The sequence below is a fragment of the Paenibacillus sp. FSL L8-0494 genome (genome assembly GCF_038003695.1).
Taxonomy (GTDB): domain Bacteria; phylum Bacillota; class Bacilli; order Paenibacillales; family Paenibacillaceae; genus Paenibacillus_AQ; species Paenibacillus_AQ odorifer.
In genome coordinates, this window is record NZ_JBBOPQ010000001.1 from 2,941,789 (window position 1) to 2,956,841 (window position 15,053).

The 15,053-nt window shown below is 43.7% G+C and carries 17 protein-coding genes and 1 riboswitch; of the genes, 13 read left to right on the forward strand and 4 right to left on the reverse strand.

Annotation, left to right across the window (positions count from 1 at the left end):
- Positions 1–165: 165 nt before the first annotated feature.
- Positions 166–269: riboswitch (TPP riboswitch) on the reverse strand.
- 222 nt (positions 270–491) lie between these two features.
- From NYE35_RS13180 to NYE35_RS13190, 3 genes are read left to right on the forward strand one after another with little or no spacing between them, the layout of a single operon-like run.
- Positions 492–1,328: an amino acid ABC transporter substrate-binding protein gene (locus NYE35_RS13180; protein WP_038570435.1), complete on the forward strand. Its 837-nt coding sequence runs from the start codon at positions 492–494 to the stop codon at positions 1,326–1,328.
- A 53-nt stretch (positions 1,329–1,381) separates the two neighbouring features.
- A complete protein-coding gene (locus tag NYE35_RS13185; protein WP_036686309.1) occupies positions 1,382–2,050 on the forward strand; it encodes an amino acid ABC transporter permease in 669 nt (222 codons plus the stop codon).
- 13 nt (positions 2,051–2,063) lie between these two features.
- Positions 2,064–2,816 (forward strand): amino acid ABC transporter ATP-binding protein, encoded by a 753-nt coding sequence (locus NYE35_RS13190; protein WP_036686311.1) that lies wholly within the window; start codon positions 2,064–2,066, stop codon positions 2,814–2,816.
- A 95-nt stretch (positions 2,817–2,911) separates the two neighbouring features.
- Here the strand turns inward: NYE35_RS13190 and NYE35_RS13195 are convergent, their stop codons facing one another.
- Entirely contained in the window at positions 2,912–3,568 is a 657-nt protein-coding gene (locus NYE35_RS13195) for an S-layer homology domain-containing protein (protein ID WP_038570438.1), read from the reverse strand.
- Between the two features lie 318 nt (positions 3,569–3,886).
- On the opposite strand from NYE35_RS13195, the gene NYE35_RS13200 reads away from it, so the two are divergent.
- Positions 3,887–4,366 carry a Fur family transcriptional regulator gene (locus NYE35_RS13200; RefSeq protein ID WP_036686314.1) on the forward strand — a complete coding sequence of 160 codons (480 nt, stop codon included), beginning with the start codon at positions 3,887–3,889 and terminating at the stop codon, positions 4,364–4,366.
- A 73-nt stretch (positions 4,367–4,439) separates the two neighbouring features.
- Here NYE35_RS13200 and NYE35_RS13205 read toward each other — a convergent pair whose 3' ends face one another.
- Positions 4,440–5,120, reverse strand: coding sequence for a TIGR00266 family protein (locus NYE35_RS13205; RefSeq protein WP_036686316.1), 681 nt, complete (start codon positions 5,118–5,120; stop codon positions 4,440–4,442).
- A gap of 162 nt (positions 5,121–5,282) precedes the next feature.
- On the opposite strand from NYE35_RS13205, the gene NYE35_RS13210 reads away from it, so the two are divergent.
- Entirely contained in the window at positions 5,283–5,489 is a 207-nt protein-coding gene (locus NYE35_RS13210; RefSeq protein WP_036686317.1) for a hypothetical protein, read from the forward strand.
- A gap of 61 nt (positions 5,490–5,550) precedes the next feature.
- On the forward strand, positions 5,551–6,282 hold the full coding sequence (locus tag NYE35_RS13215) for a class I SAM-dependent methyltransferase (protein WP_076275543.1): 732 nt from the start codon (positions 5,551–5,553) through the stop codon (positions 6,280–6,282).
- A 22-nt stretch (positions 6,283–6,304) separates the two neighbouring features.
- On the opposite strand, the gene NYE35_RS13220 is transcribed toward NYE35_RS13215, so the two are convergent.
- The gene (locus tag NYE35_RS13220; protein ID WP_341121186.1) at positions 6,305–7,123 is read right to left on the reverse strand and encodes an AraC family transcriptional regulator; all 819 of its coding nucleotides are present in this window, start codon (positions 7,121–7,123) and stop codon (positions 6,305–6,307) included.
- A gap of 277 nt (positions 7,124–7,400) precedes the next feature.
- Between NYE35_RS13220 and NYE35_RS13225 the strand changes: the two genes are divergently transcribed.
- The 6 genes from NYE35_RS13225 to NYE35_RS13250 all read left to right on the forward strand — a co-directional run bounded on the left by NYE35_RS13225 (position 7,401) and on the right by NYE35_RS13250 (position 12,661).
- Entirely contained in the window at positions 7,401–8,168 is a 768-nt protein-coding gene (locus NYE35_RS13225) for a sugar phosphate isomerase/epimerase family protein (protein ID WP_036686321.1), read from the forward strand.
- Positions 8,161–9,258, forward strand: coding sequence for a Gfo/Idh/MocA family protein (locus tag NYE35_RS13230; RefSeq protein ID WP_036686323.1), 1,098 nt, complete (start codon positions 8,161–8,163; stop codon positions 9,256–9,258). Before NYE35_RS13225 ends, NYE35_RS13230 begins: the two co-directional genes overlap by 8 nt.
- A 22-nt stretch (positions 9,259–9,280) precedes the next feature.
- The gene (locus NYE35_RS13235; RefSeq protein WP_038570443.1) at positions 9,281–10,351 is read left to right on the forward strand and encodes a Gfo/Idh/MocA family protein; all 1,071 of its coding nucleotides are present in this window, start codon (positions 9,281–9,283) and stop codon (positions 10,349–10,351) included.
- A 34-nt stretch (positions 10,352–10,385) separates the two neighbouring features.
- A complete protein-coding gene (locus NYE35_RS13240; protein ID WP_076101695.1) occupies positions 10,386–11,354 on the forward strand; it encodes a sugar phosphate isomerase/epimerase family protein in 969 nt (322 codons plus the stop codon).
- Positions 11,342–12,331, forward strand: a complete 990-nt coding sequence (locus tag NYE35_RS13245; RefSeq protein WP_341121188.1) for a phosphotransferase family protein — start codon at positions 11,342–11,344, stop codon at positions 12,329–12,331. The genes NYE35_RS13240 and NYE35_RS13245 overlap by 13 nt, the downstream gene beginning before the upstream one ends.
- Positions 12,332–12,403: 72 nt before the next feature.
- Complete coding sequence (locus NYE35_RS13250) at positions 12,404–12,661, forward strand: DUF2164 domain-containing protein (protein WP_341121189.1); 258 nt, start codon at positions 12,404–12,406, stop codon at positions 12,659–12,661.
- Between the two features lie 19 nt (positions 12,662–12,680).
- Here NYE35_RS13250 and fabV read toward each other — a convergent pair whose 3' ends face one another.
- On the reverse strand, positions 12,681–13,871 hold the full coding sequence (gene fabV / locus NYE35_RS13255; RefSeq protein WP_036686328.1) for an enoyl-ACP reductase FabV: 1,191 nt from the start codon (positions 13,869–13,871) through the stop codon (positions 12,681–12,683).
- A 178-nt stretch (positions 13,872–14,049) separates the two neighbouring features.
- Here fabV and NYE35_RS13260 point away from each other — a divergent pair, with 178 nt between their 5' ends.
- Positions 14,050–15,012 (forward strand): phosphotransferase family protein, encoded by a 963-nt coding sequence (locus tag NYE35_RS13260; RefSeq protein ID WP_052096993.1) that lies wholly within the window; start codon positions 14,050–14,052, stop codon positions 15,010–15,012.
- Positions 15,013–15,053: the final 41 nt, after the last annotated feature.

Below are 15,053 nucleotides of genomic sequence, written 5' to 3' on the forward strand. Positions count from 1 at the left end.
TTCCGGAAAAGAGTAGGTTAGGCCTTGAATAGATAAAATGGTCGTGATGATCTAACCTCCTAAAATTTTTGTGGAGCGCCTAAACAAATAAAGACCCATCCATTTCCAGAGGAAATGAATGGGTCAAAAAGTTCATTCTGCATAATAACACTTAACATGCTTGATGAAAATTCTGCTCCACTTCCCTCCGCTGGTATGATCCAGATCAGGTTCCAAGGGTCCGGAGCTTGAAGCTCCGTCTCAGTCGGCCGACTCCCCTAGTGAAATAACAGGTCCATATTAATTTGTTTATAAATATACCATATCTTTCTGAGAAGTAAAGAGAGAAAGAAGTGAAGGATTAATCCAAGATTGGGTAAGATATAGGTAGGAATCTAGTTAATATTATAATTCCGATGTATATAATCGGAAAAAAGTATTGACGATCATGTGATGGCAGTGTACTATTCAATTTACCGGAAAAAAACCGGATAGAGAGAGGGGATTTAATAATGAAAAAATGGAGTTTAACTATTATATTGGCGTTAACCGTGGTCCTTGTAGCGGCTTGCGGCAATAATTCGAATACCAATACGGCTGCTGAACCTACAGCTGGAACGAATGGTGGAGCAGCATCTTCAGCGCAAAACAGTTTGGAGGCTGTGAAAGCCAGCGGCAAATTGCGGATAGGTACAGAAGGGACTTATGCGCCTTTTACTTATCATGACACTGCGGGGAAATTGACTGGTTTTGACGTGGAAATTGCTGAAGAAGTAGCAAAGCGTTTAGGTGTTAAAGCTGAATTTTTTGAAACTCAGTGGGATGGTATTTTCGCTGGAATGGATGCGAAACGGTTTGATGTAATCTTTAATGAAGTTTCCATTAACGAAGATCGCAAAGTGAAATATGATTTCTCTGAACCCTATATCGTATCCAAAGCAGTATTGATTGTGAGCGAAGACAATGAGGATATTAAGACCTTTGCCGATCTTAAGGGTAAAAAAGCCGGACAATCCCTGACAAGTAACTTATCCGACATCGCTCGTGAGAACGGTGCTGAAATCGTAGCTACGGACGGTTTCAATCAAGCGATGGACCTGCTGACTTCGGGACGTATTGATGCAACTGTGAATGATGGCTTGTCTTATCTGGATCTGAAAAAACAAAAACCAGATGCAAAAATTAAAGTGGTTGATGAGATTCCTGAAGGATCACAAAGTGCCGCGGTATTCCTGAAAGGTAATGATGAGCTGGTGAAAGCGGTCAGTGATGCGATTACAGAGATGAAGAGTGATGGAACGTACTTGAAAATTTCCGAGAAATACTTTGGAGCTGACGTTTCAAAATAATACAAGGCTAGCAAGGCTAATTAAGCCTGGAAGCTAAAAAGGATGTCTGAATAATGGATGACCGCAAAATACAAATTTTCTTAGACACACTGCTACCCCTGCTAAAAGCCGGGGTGGCTTTTACCATTCCGTTGGCGCTACTTTCCTTTGTGCTTGGATTGATTTTGGCGATCCTAACCGCGCTGGCACGTCTTTCACCGTGGGTAATTCCGAAGCTAATCGCCCGTTTTTATGTGTGGGTTATTCGAGGAACCCCATTGTTAGTGCAGCTATTTATTATATTTTATGGTTTGCCGGCTGTTGGTATTGTACTCGACCCCTTCATTGCCGCCACCATTGGATTTACCCTTAGCGTAGGGGCTTATTCATCGGAAATCGTACGCGCTGCTATCCTGTCGATACATAAAGGCCAATGGGAAGCTGCCTTCTCAGTCGGGATGACTCGTGGGCAGGCTCTGCGCCGCGTAATTCTGCCACAAGCTGCGCGCGTTTCTGTACCGCCGTTGTCCAATTCCTTTATTAGCTTGGTTAAAGATACTTCGCTTGCAGCGATCATCACCTATACGGAGATGTTTAGAACCGCACAGCAGGTAGCCTCTACCACTTATGAGCCTCTGCTGGTATACTCCGAAGCAGGATTGTTTTATTTAGTGTTCTGTTCTGTGCTGTCGGCGCTGCAAAATTACTTGGAGAAACGACTCGATCGTTACTCTGCGACCTAAAGGAGAGATACTTGTGATTGAAATCATTAATTTGCATAAATCCTTCGGCGCACTCCAAGTGTTAAAGGGTATTGATCTGAAAATGGAGCATGGAAAGGTACTTGTCATTATTGGGCCATCTGGCTCCGGGAAGACTACACTGCTGCGCTGTTTTAATCTGTTGGAAATCCCGGATCAAGGCAGCCTGTCGCTCAGTGATATCACCATCAATTTTACAGATCATAAGAAAATTCCTCAGAATTCCGTATTGGCCCTTCGTCAGAAAACAGGGATGGTCTTTCAATCGTATAATTTATTTCCGCATATGACTGCGCTTGGCAATGTGATGGAGGGACAGGTAACTGTCCTGAAACGATCCAAGGAAGAAGCGCGCAAGCGGGGGCTTCAGCTGCTGGCTAAGGTGGGTTTGGCAGATAAAGCTGATAACTATCCACATCAGCTGTCAGGTGGACAGCAGCAGAGAGTGGCCATCGCCCGGGCTATGGCAGTAGATCCAGAAGTGTTATTGTTTGATGAGCCCACTTCGGCGCTCGATCCTGAGCTGGTAGGGGAAGTGCTTAAGGTTATCAAACAATTAGCGGCAGAAGGTATGACTATGGTGATTGTGACCCACGAGATGAAATTTGCCGCCGATGTAGCGGACCGGATCATTTTGATGGATGGTGGTCATATCTTAGAGCAAGGGACTCCGCAAGAAGTGCTGGAGCATCCGAAGAATCCCCGGGCTCTGCAATTTCTGAACAGACTGAATGGTGAAGAAGAGTAGAAAGACAATATACACGAAAAAGCAGCTCGGGAATCATCCGGAGCTGCTTTTTCATGTGTAGATTATTCAAATGAGAAGAGTATCTGGAATTTGGCTTATACTCCAGTTTTCAGAAATTCCAAAGCGTTGTAGAGCATAATCGCTGCTTCGGCGCGGGTGAGTTCGCTTTTTGGATTAAACTTTCCGTTAGCATCCAGGCTATTGATCTTGTATTTCAGGGAGCGCTGAATACTGCCTTGATACGCAGGAGTCAGAGAAGCTTCATCAGCGATATCTACTGGAACGATATTGATCATCGGCAGATTGCCAACGCCTTCGATCGCTTGCACTAGATAGTTAGTGAATTGCTCTTTGGTCATAATGAGGTTAGGATCAATGTCTTTAGGAAGCTTAACTTCATTGTAATAAGCATTGATAAAGGCTTCAGCGTACCAGGCTTTGTCTTTTACTTTTGTGAACAAGCCGCTGGCAACAGGAGCTTTGTTAAAATCAATGGCCGCGAGGCTAAGCTGGAGACCGCCGGAGATAAACTGAATCCCTTGGGCTGTAGTTACCTTAGAGCCAGGGAGAAATTGAGATTCGCTGACACCTTTAATTAACCCTTGATTTTTTAAAGAAATGATTTTTTCTTTGCCGTTTATGTTATCAATATCCTTAAAGGTGTTCCCAGCTGCAAACATCTGACCACCCAAAGAAAAGGAGAAAATGGCTACGGTTGTGATCGCTGCTAGTGTGCTTTTTTTCATGTTCATGTCTTTTCACCTCGTTGTATGGATAGGCTCCTTAGCCTTTGTCACTCCTTTAACGTTGTAAATTATGGAAAGGTTGCGGTCTAATCTGTATTATTTCACGAAAAAGTAGATTTTAATAGAAATATGGGCCAGATTGGGGTGTAGTACTTTGGATAAGTGGCATGAAATGATATAATGATGTCAGGCTCTTTTCATTCGTGGTTAATTTTGTTATGATTATATCGTAACGATTACTATTTATGGTTTGTCCAAACTGCATAAATAGGAGCGTCTCAGAGGGTACGGATGTTAAATCGTTCCGGGAAGGTAGGAGACCAAATGGATCAAATATCAAATATCAGTCAATTGTTTGCGGCGCAAAAATATAAATTAACGCCTCAGCGTGAAGCTATAGTGAACGTTCTGCTCGACAATGAGAAGGATCATCTAAGCGTAGAAGAAGTATATATGCTTGTTAAGAACAGCTATCCACATCTGGGCCTGGCAACGGTATACCGTACACTTGAGCTTTTATGTGAGCTACACATTGTAGAGAAGATGAACTTCGGAGACGGAGTTGCCCGTTACGATTTGCGCGGGAACGATCATTCGCATATGCATCATCATTTGATATGCAGCGTATGCGGTCGGTTGGAGGAAATTAAGGATGACTGGCTTGTGGAGCTGGAGAGAAGAGTGGAACGTGAATATGGCTTTAACGTCACGGATCACCGCCTTGATTTCAAGGGTACTTATGGAACATGTAAACGTACAGGCTGCAAAAAAGCAAAAGCAGAAGCAGATAAAGCAGTCTCCTAAGATCGCTTTCTAACCTAAAGACACAGGCTTTCTCCAAGCCTGTGTCTTTTTTGATTACTGCGTTTTTGGAAGTCTAGCTTCGAGTAGGTACAAAGGATTTGATCCACGTTCCGAAGCTGCCAGGGTTACGGCTCTGAACGAGAATTACACCTTCTCCACGGAAGCGGCAGACAAGTGCTTCACCACTGGTTATGCTGTTTAGCCAGCCAGAGGCTGCCTTTTCTACCTTATAGTCCATATAATCTGGCCATGCTACGAGGTGTCCGTTATCGATAATCATTTCTTCACCAGGTCCTAAATTAATCGCATGGATAGCACCGAAGGAAGACAGGAACACCGTTCCTCTGCCACTGATTTCTACAATGAAGAAGCCTTCACCGGAGAAGAGCCCTCTGGTTAAATTCTGCATTTTGGTATTTACTTGAATGCCTTCAGTTCCGGCGAGAAATCCGTCTTTTTGAACTAACAGTTTATACGATCCGTCTAATTCTATCGCCTGAATATCGCCGAGTGAGCCAGGTGACAGCAATACCTCACTTTGACCACGGGTCGCTCTAAGTTCTTGAAAGAAGAATTTCTCACCGCTCAGCATTCTCCCGAGACCGCGCATTAAACCACCATCCACGGTTCCTTTTAATTCTACGTTAGGTGACATCGCGACCATTGCGCCCATTTCAGCCTTTACGCTTTCACCGGGATTTAGTTGGACCTTTAACATAGCAAAAGCACCTTCATACAAAACCTGGTAATTCATCCTTTAAACCTCCGCATCTATTTAGATAAGATAGAATACTAGCTTTGCTCTAAGTGTAACGGAATTCTTGCTTCGCTCATAGTCTGGAATATGTTAAAATGAAGTTGTCTTATAGATGTAAGATCAATAATCATTCACCCATGAATAGGAGAGTGGTGTCACATGGCACGAACCAAGACACAAAAAGCCTTGCGTAAGGCAGAGCGCTCCGGAGCCTGGTGCGCAGCACAAAGTCGTAGATCGAATAGTGATTATGGAGCCATTTCACAGCATGTACGGTTAACACCAAGCAAGCAGGAACAATTGAATAAGAATAGATATAAGGGGCAGATCTTCCAAGATGATGCTCCTTTTTTATTGGCTATTTGATAAGAGGACGTCGCTCAGCGTATAGTAATTGAAGAAATAATATATAGGAGATGTATCCCAGATGAAACAAAATAAATATGACGATTCGAATTTCTTCTCAGCTTACCAACAAATGCCTCGATCTATCGGAGGGCTTGCAGCAGCAGGAGAATGGCATGTATTAAAGGCGCTTCTTCCAGACTTACATAATAAAAGTGTGCTTGATCTAGGCTGCGGCTTCGGCTGGCATTGCCTATATGCCCGTGAGCAGCAGGCGAGTTCAGTTATAGGTGTGGATATCTCTGAAAAAATGCTGCAACAGGCGCGTGAAAAAACGAACGATCCTGCTATAACTTATATCCAGCTGCCGATTGAGGACATTGATTTTACGAGCGAGCAATTTGATGTGGTCCTCAGTTCATTGGCTTTCCACTATATTGAATCTTTTACAGCCATCTGCCGCAAAGTCCATGCGTTTCTTAAGCCTGGTGGGAGTTTTATTTTTTCAGTGGAGCATCCTATCTTTACTTCACGGGAAGAGCAAGACTGGTATACCGATGAACAAGGTAACCGCCTGCATTGGCCCGTAGATCATTATCAATCAGAAGGACTTCGTGAAACTAAATTCTTAACAGAAAATGTGATTAAATACCATCGCACGATTTCCACCTACTTTAATGACCTGATTGAAGCTGGCTTTACTATTAAAGCGGTTAAAGAACCAAAGCCTTCAGAAGAAATGAGTAATGATCCATGGATGAAGGATGAGGAGCGTAGACCGATGTTCCTGATCATTTCGGCTGTAAAAGAATAATTTCATTCTCATGTTTCTTCATTTACACCTGTTCTCTGCTGTGCACACGATATTCTCTTGGTGACATACCAAAACGGCTTCGGAAGACGCGGTGAAAATAGGTATAGTTCGCAAAACCACAAGTTTCTGCTACTTGCTCCAGCGGCATGGGACTGAAGGTTATCCGTTCTCTGGCCATTTCCAGTCGGACATCGTTTACATATTTAATAATACTGGTCCCAAAGGCTTCTTTAAATAAATGAACGGCTCGCGAGACGGATATACCCACAAAACCTGCTACATCCTCCAATAGAAAGGGTACGGTTGCGTGCTCCTCAACATATTGCTTCATTCGGTATGCCAAATAACCTTTTGGAGTAATTGCTGGCTGGTCTGTAATTAGCCGGTCGATTTCCATACATAGAATTTGCAGATAGCAGGCAGATATTTCTGGAGAGAAGTCGGAAAGTCGACGGTGCTCCAGAATTAACTGGCGAAACAAGCTAAGAAAATTCTCACTAAGCGGCACACTTAGGCGAGTGGGTCTTTGTGAACGTTGCCACCATTCATCAATCCATGTTCCCCCGCAAAAAATATGATAATCTCCGCTTTCAATTCGTGGCTTGCCTACAGGGTACTCTTCTTTATCTATGATCAAATAGTAAGGATCATTTGGAGCGAATAACATAATATCCCCGCTTTCCACAGGTGACATCACACCATCGATCAATGCACGGCTTCTTCCTTCCGTTTGCAGACGTATAAGAAAGTTCTGGTTCCCTTGACTTTGAGACATATGAAAAGGCTTGCGATGAAAAGAAAATCCGGCTGATAATACGTGACAGGTAGCAGAATGAGTCATAGGTCCTCCTAGGTGTATTGAAATGATAAGCAGATTGTTCATGTTTTAATCATATTCTTCATTTTAATATATACGCTTTCATATTACTATGTAGCTAAGCAATAAAGAAAGAAATCGACCATCAACGCTAGAAACAGTCGGTATTAGCTGTGCTTACAAGAATGACAGTTTAAGGAAACTGATGAGAATCAGATTAGTCAATTCTGTTACAGCATTATTGTTCAAGTGATTATCACTACAGAAAGCTAACTTTAAATCCAATTGGAGTGATTCGAAAATGCTGAAGATAGGCCTGCAATTGTATACGCTCAGAGAAGAACTGGAACAGGATTTTGAAGGGACACTGCGTAAAGTGGCAGCCCTTGGTTATAAAGGCGTGGAGTTTTTCCATTACTTCGGCCGTAGCGCAGCAGAAGTCAAACAACTGCTTGATGAACTAGGATTAGTTGCGCTGGGCGCACACCGTCCCTATGACGCGTTGTTAAATGATACAGAGGCAGAGATTGCGTACAACCTAGAGATTGGAAATCATAATCTGATTGTGCCGTATCTGTCAGAAGAACAACGTAACTATGAAGAAGTTGCTGCGAATCTGAAGATCATTGGAGAAAAGTGCAAGGCGCGTGGAGCGGTTCTTTTGTACCATAATCATGACTTTGAGTTAACTGATCGATATGGTGACCGTACAGCGTTTGACGGTTTGTTTGAAGAGGTGCCAGCTGATTTGCTGCAAGTTGAAATGGATACATGCTGGGTACATCACGCAGGTTATGATGCCGTAGAATATATCAACAAATACGCTGGTCGCTTGCCGATCATCCATCTGAAAGATTTGAAGAAACATGAGGATGGTTCACCGGAAACGGTTGTTCTAGGCGAAGGAGAAGTAAACCTTACAGCAATTCTTGATGCGGCTGTACAGGCAAAGGTAGAGTGGGCGGTAGTGGAGCAGGATTATTGCAGCCGTTCACCATTAGAAAGTGTAGAAGATAGTTTGAAATGGGTAAAAGCATACGCTAATCAAGGGGGAAATGTTCATGTCTAAAAAGTTGAGAATTGCTATTGTCGGTTGCGGTGGAATTGCTAATGGAAAACATATGCCAAGTTTGTCACGTCAAGCAGATGCTGAAATGGTAGCCTTCTGTGATATCGTCGAAGAACGTGCACAGGAAGCAGCAAAAACCTATGGTGCTGAAGGCGCGGCTGTATATACAGATTATCAAGAGCTTTTGAAAGCCGGAGGATTCGATATCGTGCATGTATGTACACCGAATGACAGTCACTCCGTGATCACAATCGCAGCATTGGAAGCTGGCAATCATGTAATGTGTGAGAAGCCTATGGCGAAGACTACAGCTCAAGCACAGGAAATGTTAGAGGCTGCTAAACGTACAGGCATGAAATTGTCTGTAGCTTATCAAAACCGTTATCGTGCGGATAGTGAATACCTTAAAGACGTTTGCGAAAACGGTGAGCTTGGTGAAATCTATTATGCAAAAGCGATCGCAGTACGTCGTCGTGCGGTTCCTACATGGGGCGTATTCCTGGATGAAGAAAAGCAAGGTGGGGGTCCACTGATCGATATCGGTACGCATGCGCTTGATCTAACATTATGGATGATGGACAATTATAAACCGCGTAGTGTTATGGGCTCGACTTTTCATAAGTTAGGTAACCGTAAAAACGGCGGAAATGCCTTTGGTCCATGGGACCCTGAACAATTTAAAGTAGAAGATTCAGCATTTGGATTTATTACCATGGAAAATGGTGCTACAATTGTACTGGAATCAAGCTGGGCTCTTAATGTATCGGAATTTGGAGAAGCGAAGACGCTCCTCGCAGGTACAGAGGGTGGCGCAGATATGAAGGACGGGTTACGCTTAAATGGTGACCGTGGTGGCCGTCTATACGAGACTAAAATTGACTTGTCCGCAGGGGGAGTAGCTTTCTTTAACGGAGGACAAGAGAGTGAATCCGATCGTGAAGCTCGCTTGTGGCTTGAGGCAGTTAGGGAAGATAAAGAACCAGTAGTTAAACCTGAACAAGCCCTTGTCGTTACCCAAATTTTGGAGGCTATTTACGAATCTTCCCGTACAGGTCGTGCTGTGTATTTTGACGGAACATCAGATAACTAAACGAGAAGCAGGTGTGAAGTTCATGAGTTCAAACAGACATTCTGTAGTCATTGTTGGTTTTGGAGGAATGGGAAGTTATCACGCAGGATTGATAAAAGAGACCTCTACCTTAATCGTAGTTGGAACGTACGATGTGCTTGAAGCACGTCGTACCAATTCCAACGACGCTGGCTACAAGGCGTACCAAAGTTATGAAGAAGTATTGGCAGATTCTTCGGTCGAAATTATTCTAATTGCCACACCGAACGATGTGCACAAAGAAATTGCGATTCGTGCATTACAAGCTGGCAAACATGTCATTTGTGAGAAGCCAGTTACTCTATCGAAGGTTGAATTTCAAGAAATACTGGCAGCCGCTGATGAAGCTGGACGTGTGTTTATGGTGCATCAGAACAGACGTTGGGATGAAGATTTTTTAACCATCAAAAAAATGTACGATGAGGAGACGATTGGATCCCTATTCCAGATCGAATCCCGCGTGCATGGAGCGAACGGAATTCCTGGAGACTGGCGTCATGTTAAGGCACAAGGCGGAGGGATGCTGCTGGATTGGGGCGTTCACTTATTGGACCAGCTATTATTCATGATTGATAGCAAAATCACCAGTGTGAGCAGTAGTCTAAGCTTTATTTTAGGAAACGATGTCGATGACGGCTTTGAAGCTATTCTGCAATTTGAGAATGGAATTAAAGCGATCGTAGAGGTTGGGACGACTAACTTTATTACATTGCCAAGATGGTATGTGAAGGGTATCGAAGGCACTGGAATTATTGAAGACTGGTCATTAACCGGAAGATTGGTGACAAGAAATAACGCAGGTGAAAAAATCGAACCGAAGCCGATTCGTGCAGGTGTAGGACTAACTAAAACTATGGCACCTCCATCGGAGGGGGCAACGATCACTGAGGAATTACCTCAGCCGTCGGAGTTAAGCTCTAGCTTTTATGATAATTTCGCTGCTGTCATTGAGGGTACTGCAGAACCTATCGTTAAGAACGCTGAGGTTATGCGGGTACAGAATTTGATTGAAGTTATTTTTGAAGCTGCTGAGAGTAATCAAGTGGTGAAGAATTTTGATATCTACGGTAAATAATAAGTAAACTATTTCCAAGAGGAGGTGGCCTACAATGAAACTTGGAGTATTTATGGTCTTGTTTGGAGGTCGTAAGCTGGAGGATGCTCTTGATTATGTAGTATCCAAAGGGCTAAAGGCGGTAGAAATCGGTACGGGAGGCAATCCTGGCAACAGCCACTGCGACCCTAAAATGCTGCTGGAGAATGAAACAGCCTTACAAGAATTCAAACATGCTGTGGAATCTCGCGGACTTACAATCAGTGCTTTGAGCTGCCACGGTAACCCATTGCACCCGCAAAAAGAACTTGCTCAAAAGGATCATGAGGATTTCGTAAACTCGGTCAAATTGGCGCAGAAGCTAGGGGTTCCGGTTGTGAATACCTTCTCTGGATGTCCTGGAGATCATGAGGGTGCTAAATATCCGAACTGGCCTGTAGCTCCATGGCCAAATGATTATCAAGAAATTCTGGACTGGCAATGGGAGAACAAGGTTATTCCTTATTGGAAAGAATGGGGTGCCTTTGCCGCTCAGCACGATGTAAAGGTAGGTCTTGAGCTGCATGGCGGATTCTCTGTACACACACCAGGTACTTTGCTGCGGCTGAGAGAAGCAGCAGGTGAAGTGATCGGTGCGAACCTTGATCCGAGTCACATGTGGTGGCAAGGAATTGATCCTGTGCAAGCGATTCATATTTTGGGACGCCAAGGTGCAATCCATCACTTCCATGCGAAGGATACCGTTATTGATCCTGTGAATGTCAACATGCACGGATTAACTGATATGCAGTCGTATACCAAGATGCTTGACCGTGCTTGGCAGTTCCGTTCTGTCGGTTTTGGACATGATCTTAAGACTTGGGCTGACATTATTAGTGCACTTCGTTTGGTTGGGTATGACTATGTGGTTAGTATCGAGCATGAAGATGGGCTGATGTCTATTGAAGAAGGTTTCTCTAAAGCTGTAAGTAATCTTCAACAAGTATTGATTGAGGAGCCACTGACAGAAATGTGGTGGGTTTAAACGAAATGGAGAGCTTCACGAAAGTTAAATTAAATGATGAACAGCTGGATATTTTGGTGAAAGCGGTTTTCGGTTCAGAAACTGCAGTTAACCTTAGTTCAGAACTTACCGGAGGCTTTTTTAATACAGCCTATGATTTGGAACTTAGCACTGGGAAATCTGTCATTCTAAAGGTTGCCCCTGCTGTAGAGACAGATACGTTAAGTTACGAGAAGAACATTATGCGAACTGAAGTGGAAGCTCTCCGAATGGTTGCAGATAAGGGTGTCGTGCCCGTGCCTGCCGTCTATCATTATGATGAAAGTCTGCTGCTCATTCCTATTCCGTATTTCTTTATGGAGAAGGTGGAGGGCCAGCCCTACAGTGATGTGAAGGAGAGTCTTTCACTTCCGGAGAGAGATGCTCTCGAAACTGAGCTGGGGCGTTACAATTGCATAATCAATGAGATACGCGGAGAACGTTTTGGCATTTTTGGAACGGATTCAGAGGAGCCAAGAGCCTCGTGGAGAGAGACCTTTTCATGCCTGATGGAAAGTGTACTTGCTGATGCCAAGAGGCTGAATGCACAGCTCCCTGCGTCCTATGAAGAGATTATGCAGGAGGTTTCCAAGTATCTCCCTGCATTAGATGCTGTAACCGAGCCACGACTGGTGCATTGGGATTTATGGAATGGGAATGTATTTGTGAAGGATGGAGTCATCGTATCGCTGATTGACTGGGAGAGAGCCCTGTGGGGCGATGTGCTGATGGAGTATTATTTTAGGCATTTTGAGAATTCTGCCAGTTTCTATAAGGGGTACGGAACAACCTACGACAGTCCAAACGAGATTCAGCGGAAGAAGCTTTATGATCTTTATCTTGATCTTATTCTTGCTATTGAATGTTATTCACGCAAATATGCAGACGAAGGTTATGTCCGTTGGACGCACGATAACTTGACTGAGGGTTGGAACCGTTTCAAAGGCAGCAGTGAATGAAGGTTATAGGTGTAAAAAATGACGTGCGAAAGCACGTCATTTTCCTATATCTAATTAGATTGGAGGATTACCATGCAGCCGTTAAAAATACCGAGAGAACATAAGCTTCAGATTACAGCCAGTATTCATGAATATTTTGATACAGAGCTGTCCAGTGAAATTGGGCAATTAGCCAGCGAGAACCTTCTCGATTTTATGCTCAAAGAACTTTCGCCTTATATTTACAATCAAGCGTTGGCAGATGCACGAAAAATGATTGAGCAAAAGATGATATCTCTGGAAGAGGAAATGTATGCTCTCGAACAACCCTTATCCTCAGGCAGAAGATAATCCAAAAACACGATAAATTTTAACGCAGATTTATAACAGTTACGTCTGGATCAGTATCAGCTTCGTAATCTACACCTTCAGTCTCGAAGCCAAATAGCTGGAAGAATTCCTGTTTATAGCTATGCAGATCCGTTAGGTCGTAGATATTGTCTGAAGTAAGCTGGTCCCAGATTTCGATAACTTCTTGCTGGACTGCCGGAGACAATTCCCAATCATCTATACGGATACGACCTTCTTCATCCACAGGAGTTCCTTTCGCTGCATAGAGATGTTCAGCAAACAACCGATAGGTCTGCTCAATACAACCTTCATGAAGACTGTGCTCTTTCATGACTTTGTAAAGGGCGGAAATATAGAGGGGCACTACAGGAATCGCCGAGCTGGACTGTGTGACAAGACCTTTTGTGACCGCTACATAAGCTCTACCGTGAGTAACAGATAACGCTTCGTTAAGTGTTCTCGCCGTAGCTTCAAGATGGTCTTTAGCAAGTCCAATGGTTCCCTGGCGATATACCGCTTGAGTAAGCTCTGATCCGATATACGAATAAGCAATAGTGGTTGCGTGATCTGCTAATACTCCGGCTTGCTGGAGTGCTTCTATCCATAGCTGCCAATCATCACCGCCCATCACCCGTACGGTATCATGAACTTCCTTATCGGTCGCGGGTTCAATGGAGATTTGACTTACCTCACCGGTGTGAAAATTTACAGTTTTGTTGGTAAAGGTGTCGCCAATAGGTTTGAGAACAGAGTTATATACTTCACCTGTCTCCGGATCTGTACGGCGCCCAGAAGCAACACTGTAGATGACCAAATCGACTTGTCCTAATTCGCTGCGGATCAGCTGGATAGTTTTTTCTTTGGTCTCTTTGGAGTATGCATCTCCGGTAACGCTGTAGGATTGCAGGCCAGCAGACTCCGCAAGTTGTTCGAAGGCTGCAGAATTGTACCACCCAGCAGAGGCTGTACGGGTTCCATTGCTGCTGCTCGGCCGATATACGCCTACTGTGCTGGCTCCAGCCCCAAAGGCGGCTGTAATCCGTGAGGCGAGGCCGTAGCCTGTGGATGCGCCAATGACTAGCACCTTCTGTGGTCCTTTGATCTCGGGTTGTGCCTTAATATACTCAATTTGCCGCTCGACTTGACGAGCGCAGCCTTGCGGATGTGCGGTTGTACATATAAAGCCACGTGTTCTAGGTTTTATGATCATAATAATAGTTTCCTCTCTTTCATGAAAAGCAGCTAATGATACGTGTTATTTCTAATTTTAACAATTTTCATTCCAATGGAGAAGGATTGTTTATATTTCTTGTATCTAATACAATAAATCCTGGGCTTTTAAAAGGTTGGATTTTTGCATTTACTTAACTCTGTATGGTGGTGAAGTCTTGGAAAGTCAGACTAAAACAAAATTGACGGTTGAGCAGCAGGACATCCTGGTGGGTGCTGCTTTTGGAAGCCATGTGAAAATCATTCAAAGTACGGAATTGACGGGAGGTTATTTCAACGCAGCTTATGACCTCCTATTGTCAGATGGCAGGGCTACGATTCTTAAGATATCGCCATCTGATGAGACAGACACGCTAAGTTACGAGCACGATATCATGGCTACAGAGGTTGCGGCAATGCAGCTAATGAAGTCTAAAGGAACGGTACCTGTGCCTGAGGTATACGCTTATGATAACAGCAGAAATTTAATATCGAGTGACTTTTTTTTCATGGAGAAAATAATCGGCCAGCCCTATAATGAAATTAAGGAAGAGCTTAGTCCGCAGCAAAGAAGTTGTATTGAGGAAGAATTAGGTCGTTATAGCCGGATTATTAATGAAATTCAAGGGGATCATTTTGGATTATTTAATGTATCCTCGAAGATAAAGGGGACTTCTTGGCGGGAAACCTTTCAAAATTTAATTGGCAACCTCCTTGATGATGCTCGGCGATTAGATGCAAAGATGCCCATTCCTTTAGAAACGATTGAGGCGGAGATCAACAGCCGTATACATGTGATGGATGTGGTGACTGAGCCACGTTTAGTTCACTGGGATCTATGGGATGGGAATGTGTTTGTACGAGAGGGAAGCATTGTTGCTTTAATCGATTGGGAACGGGCGTTATGGGGCGATCACCTTATGGAATATTATTTTCGCTATATTGAGAATTCTGAGTATTTCTGTAGAGGTTATGGGGACAGCTTTGATAGCCCTAATGAATGTGCACGCAAAAAGCTCTACGACTTATATATCGATTTAATTTATTTCATTGAGTGTTATTCGCGTAAATACGATAGCCAAGGCCATTTCCAGTGGGCACATGATAATCTGCTGGAAGGTTGGGACCGTTTCATGGGTTAGGACATTTTCAGCAAGATCACAACATAAGAAGGTAAGGAGGC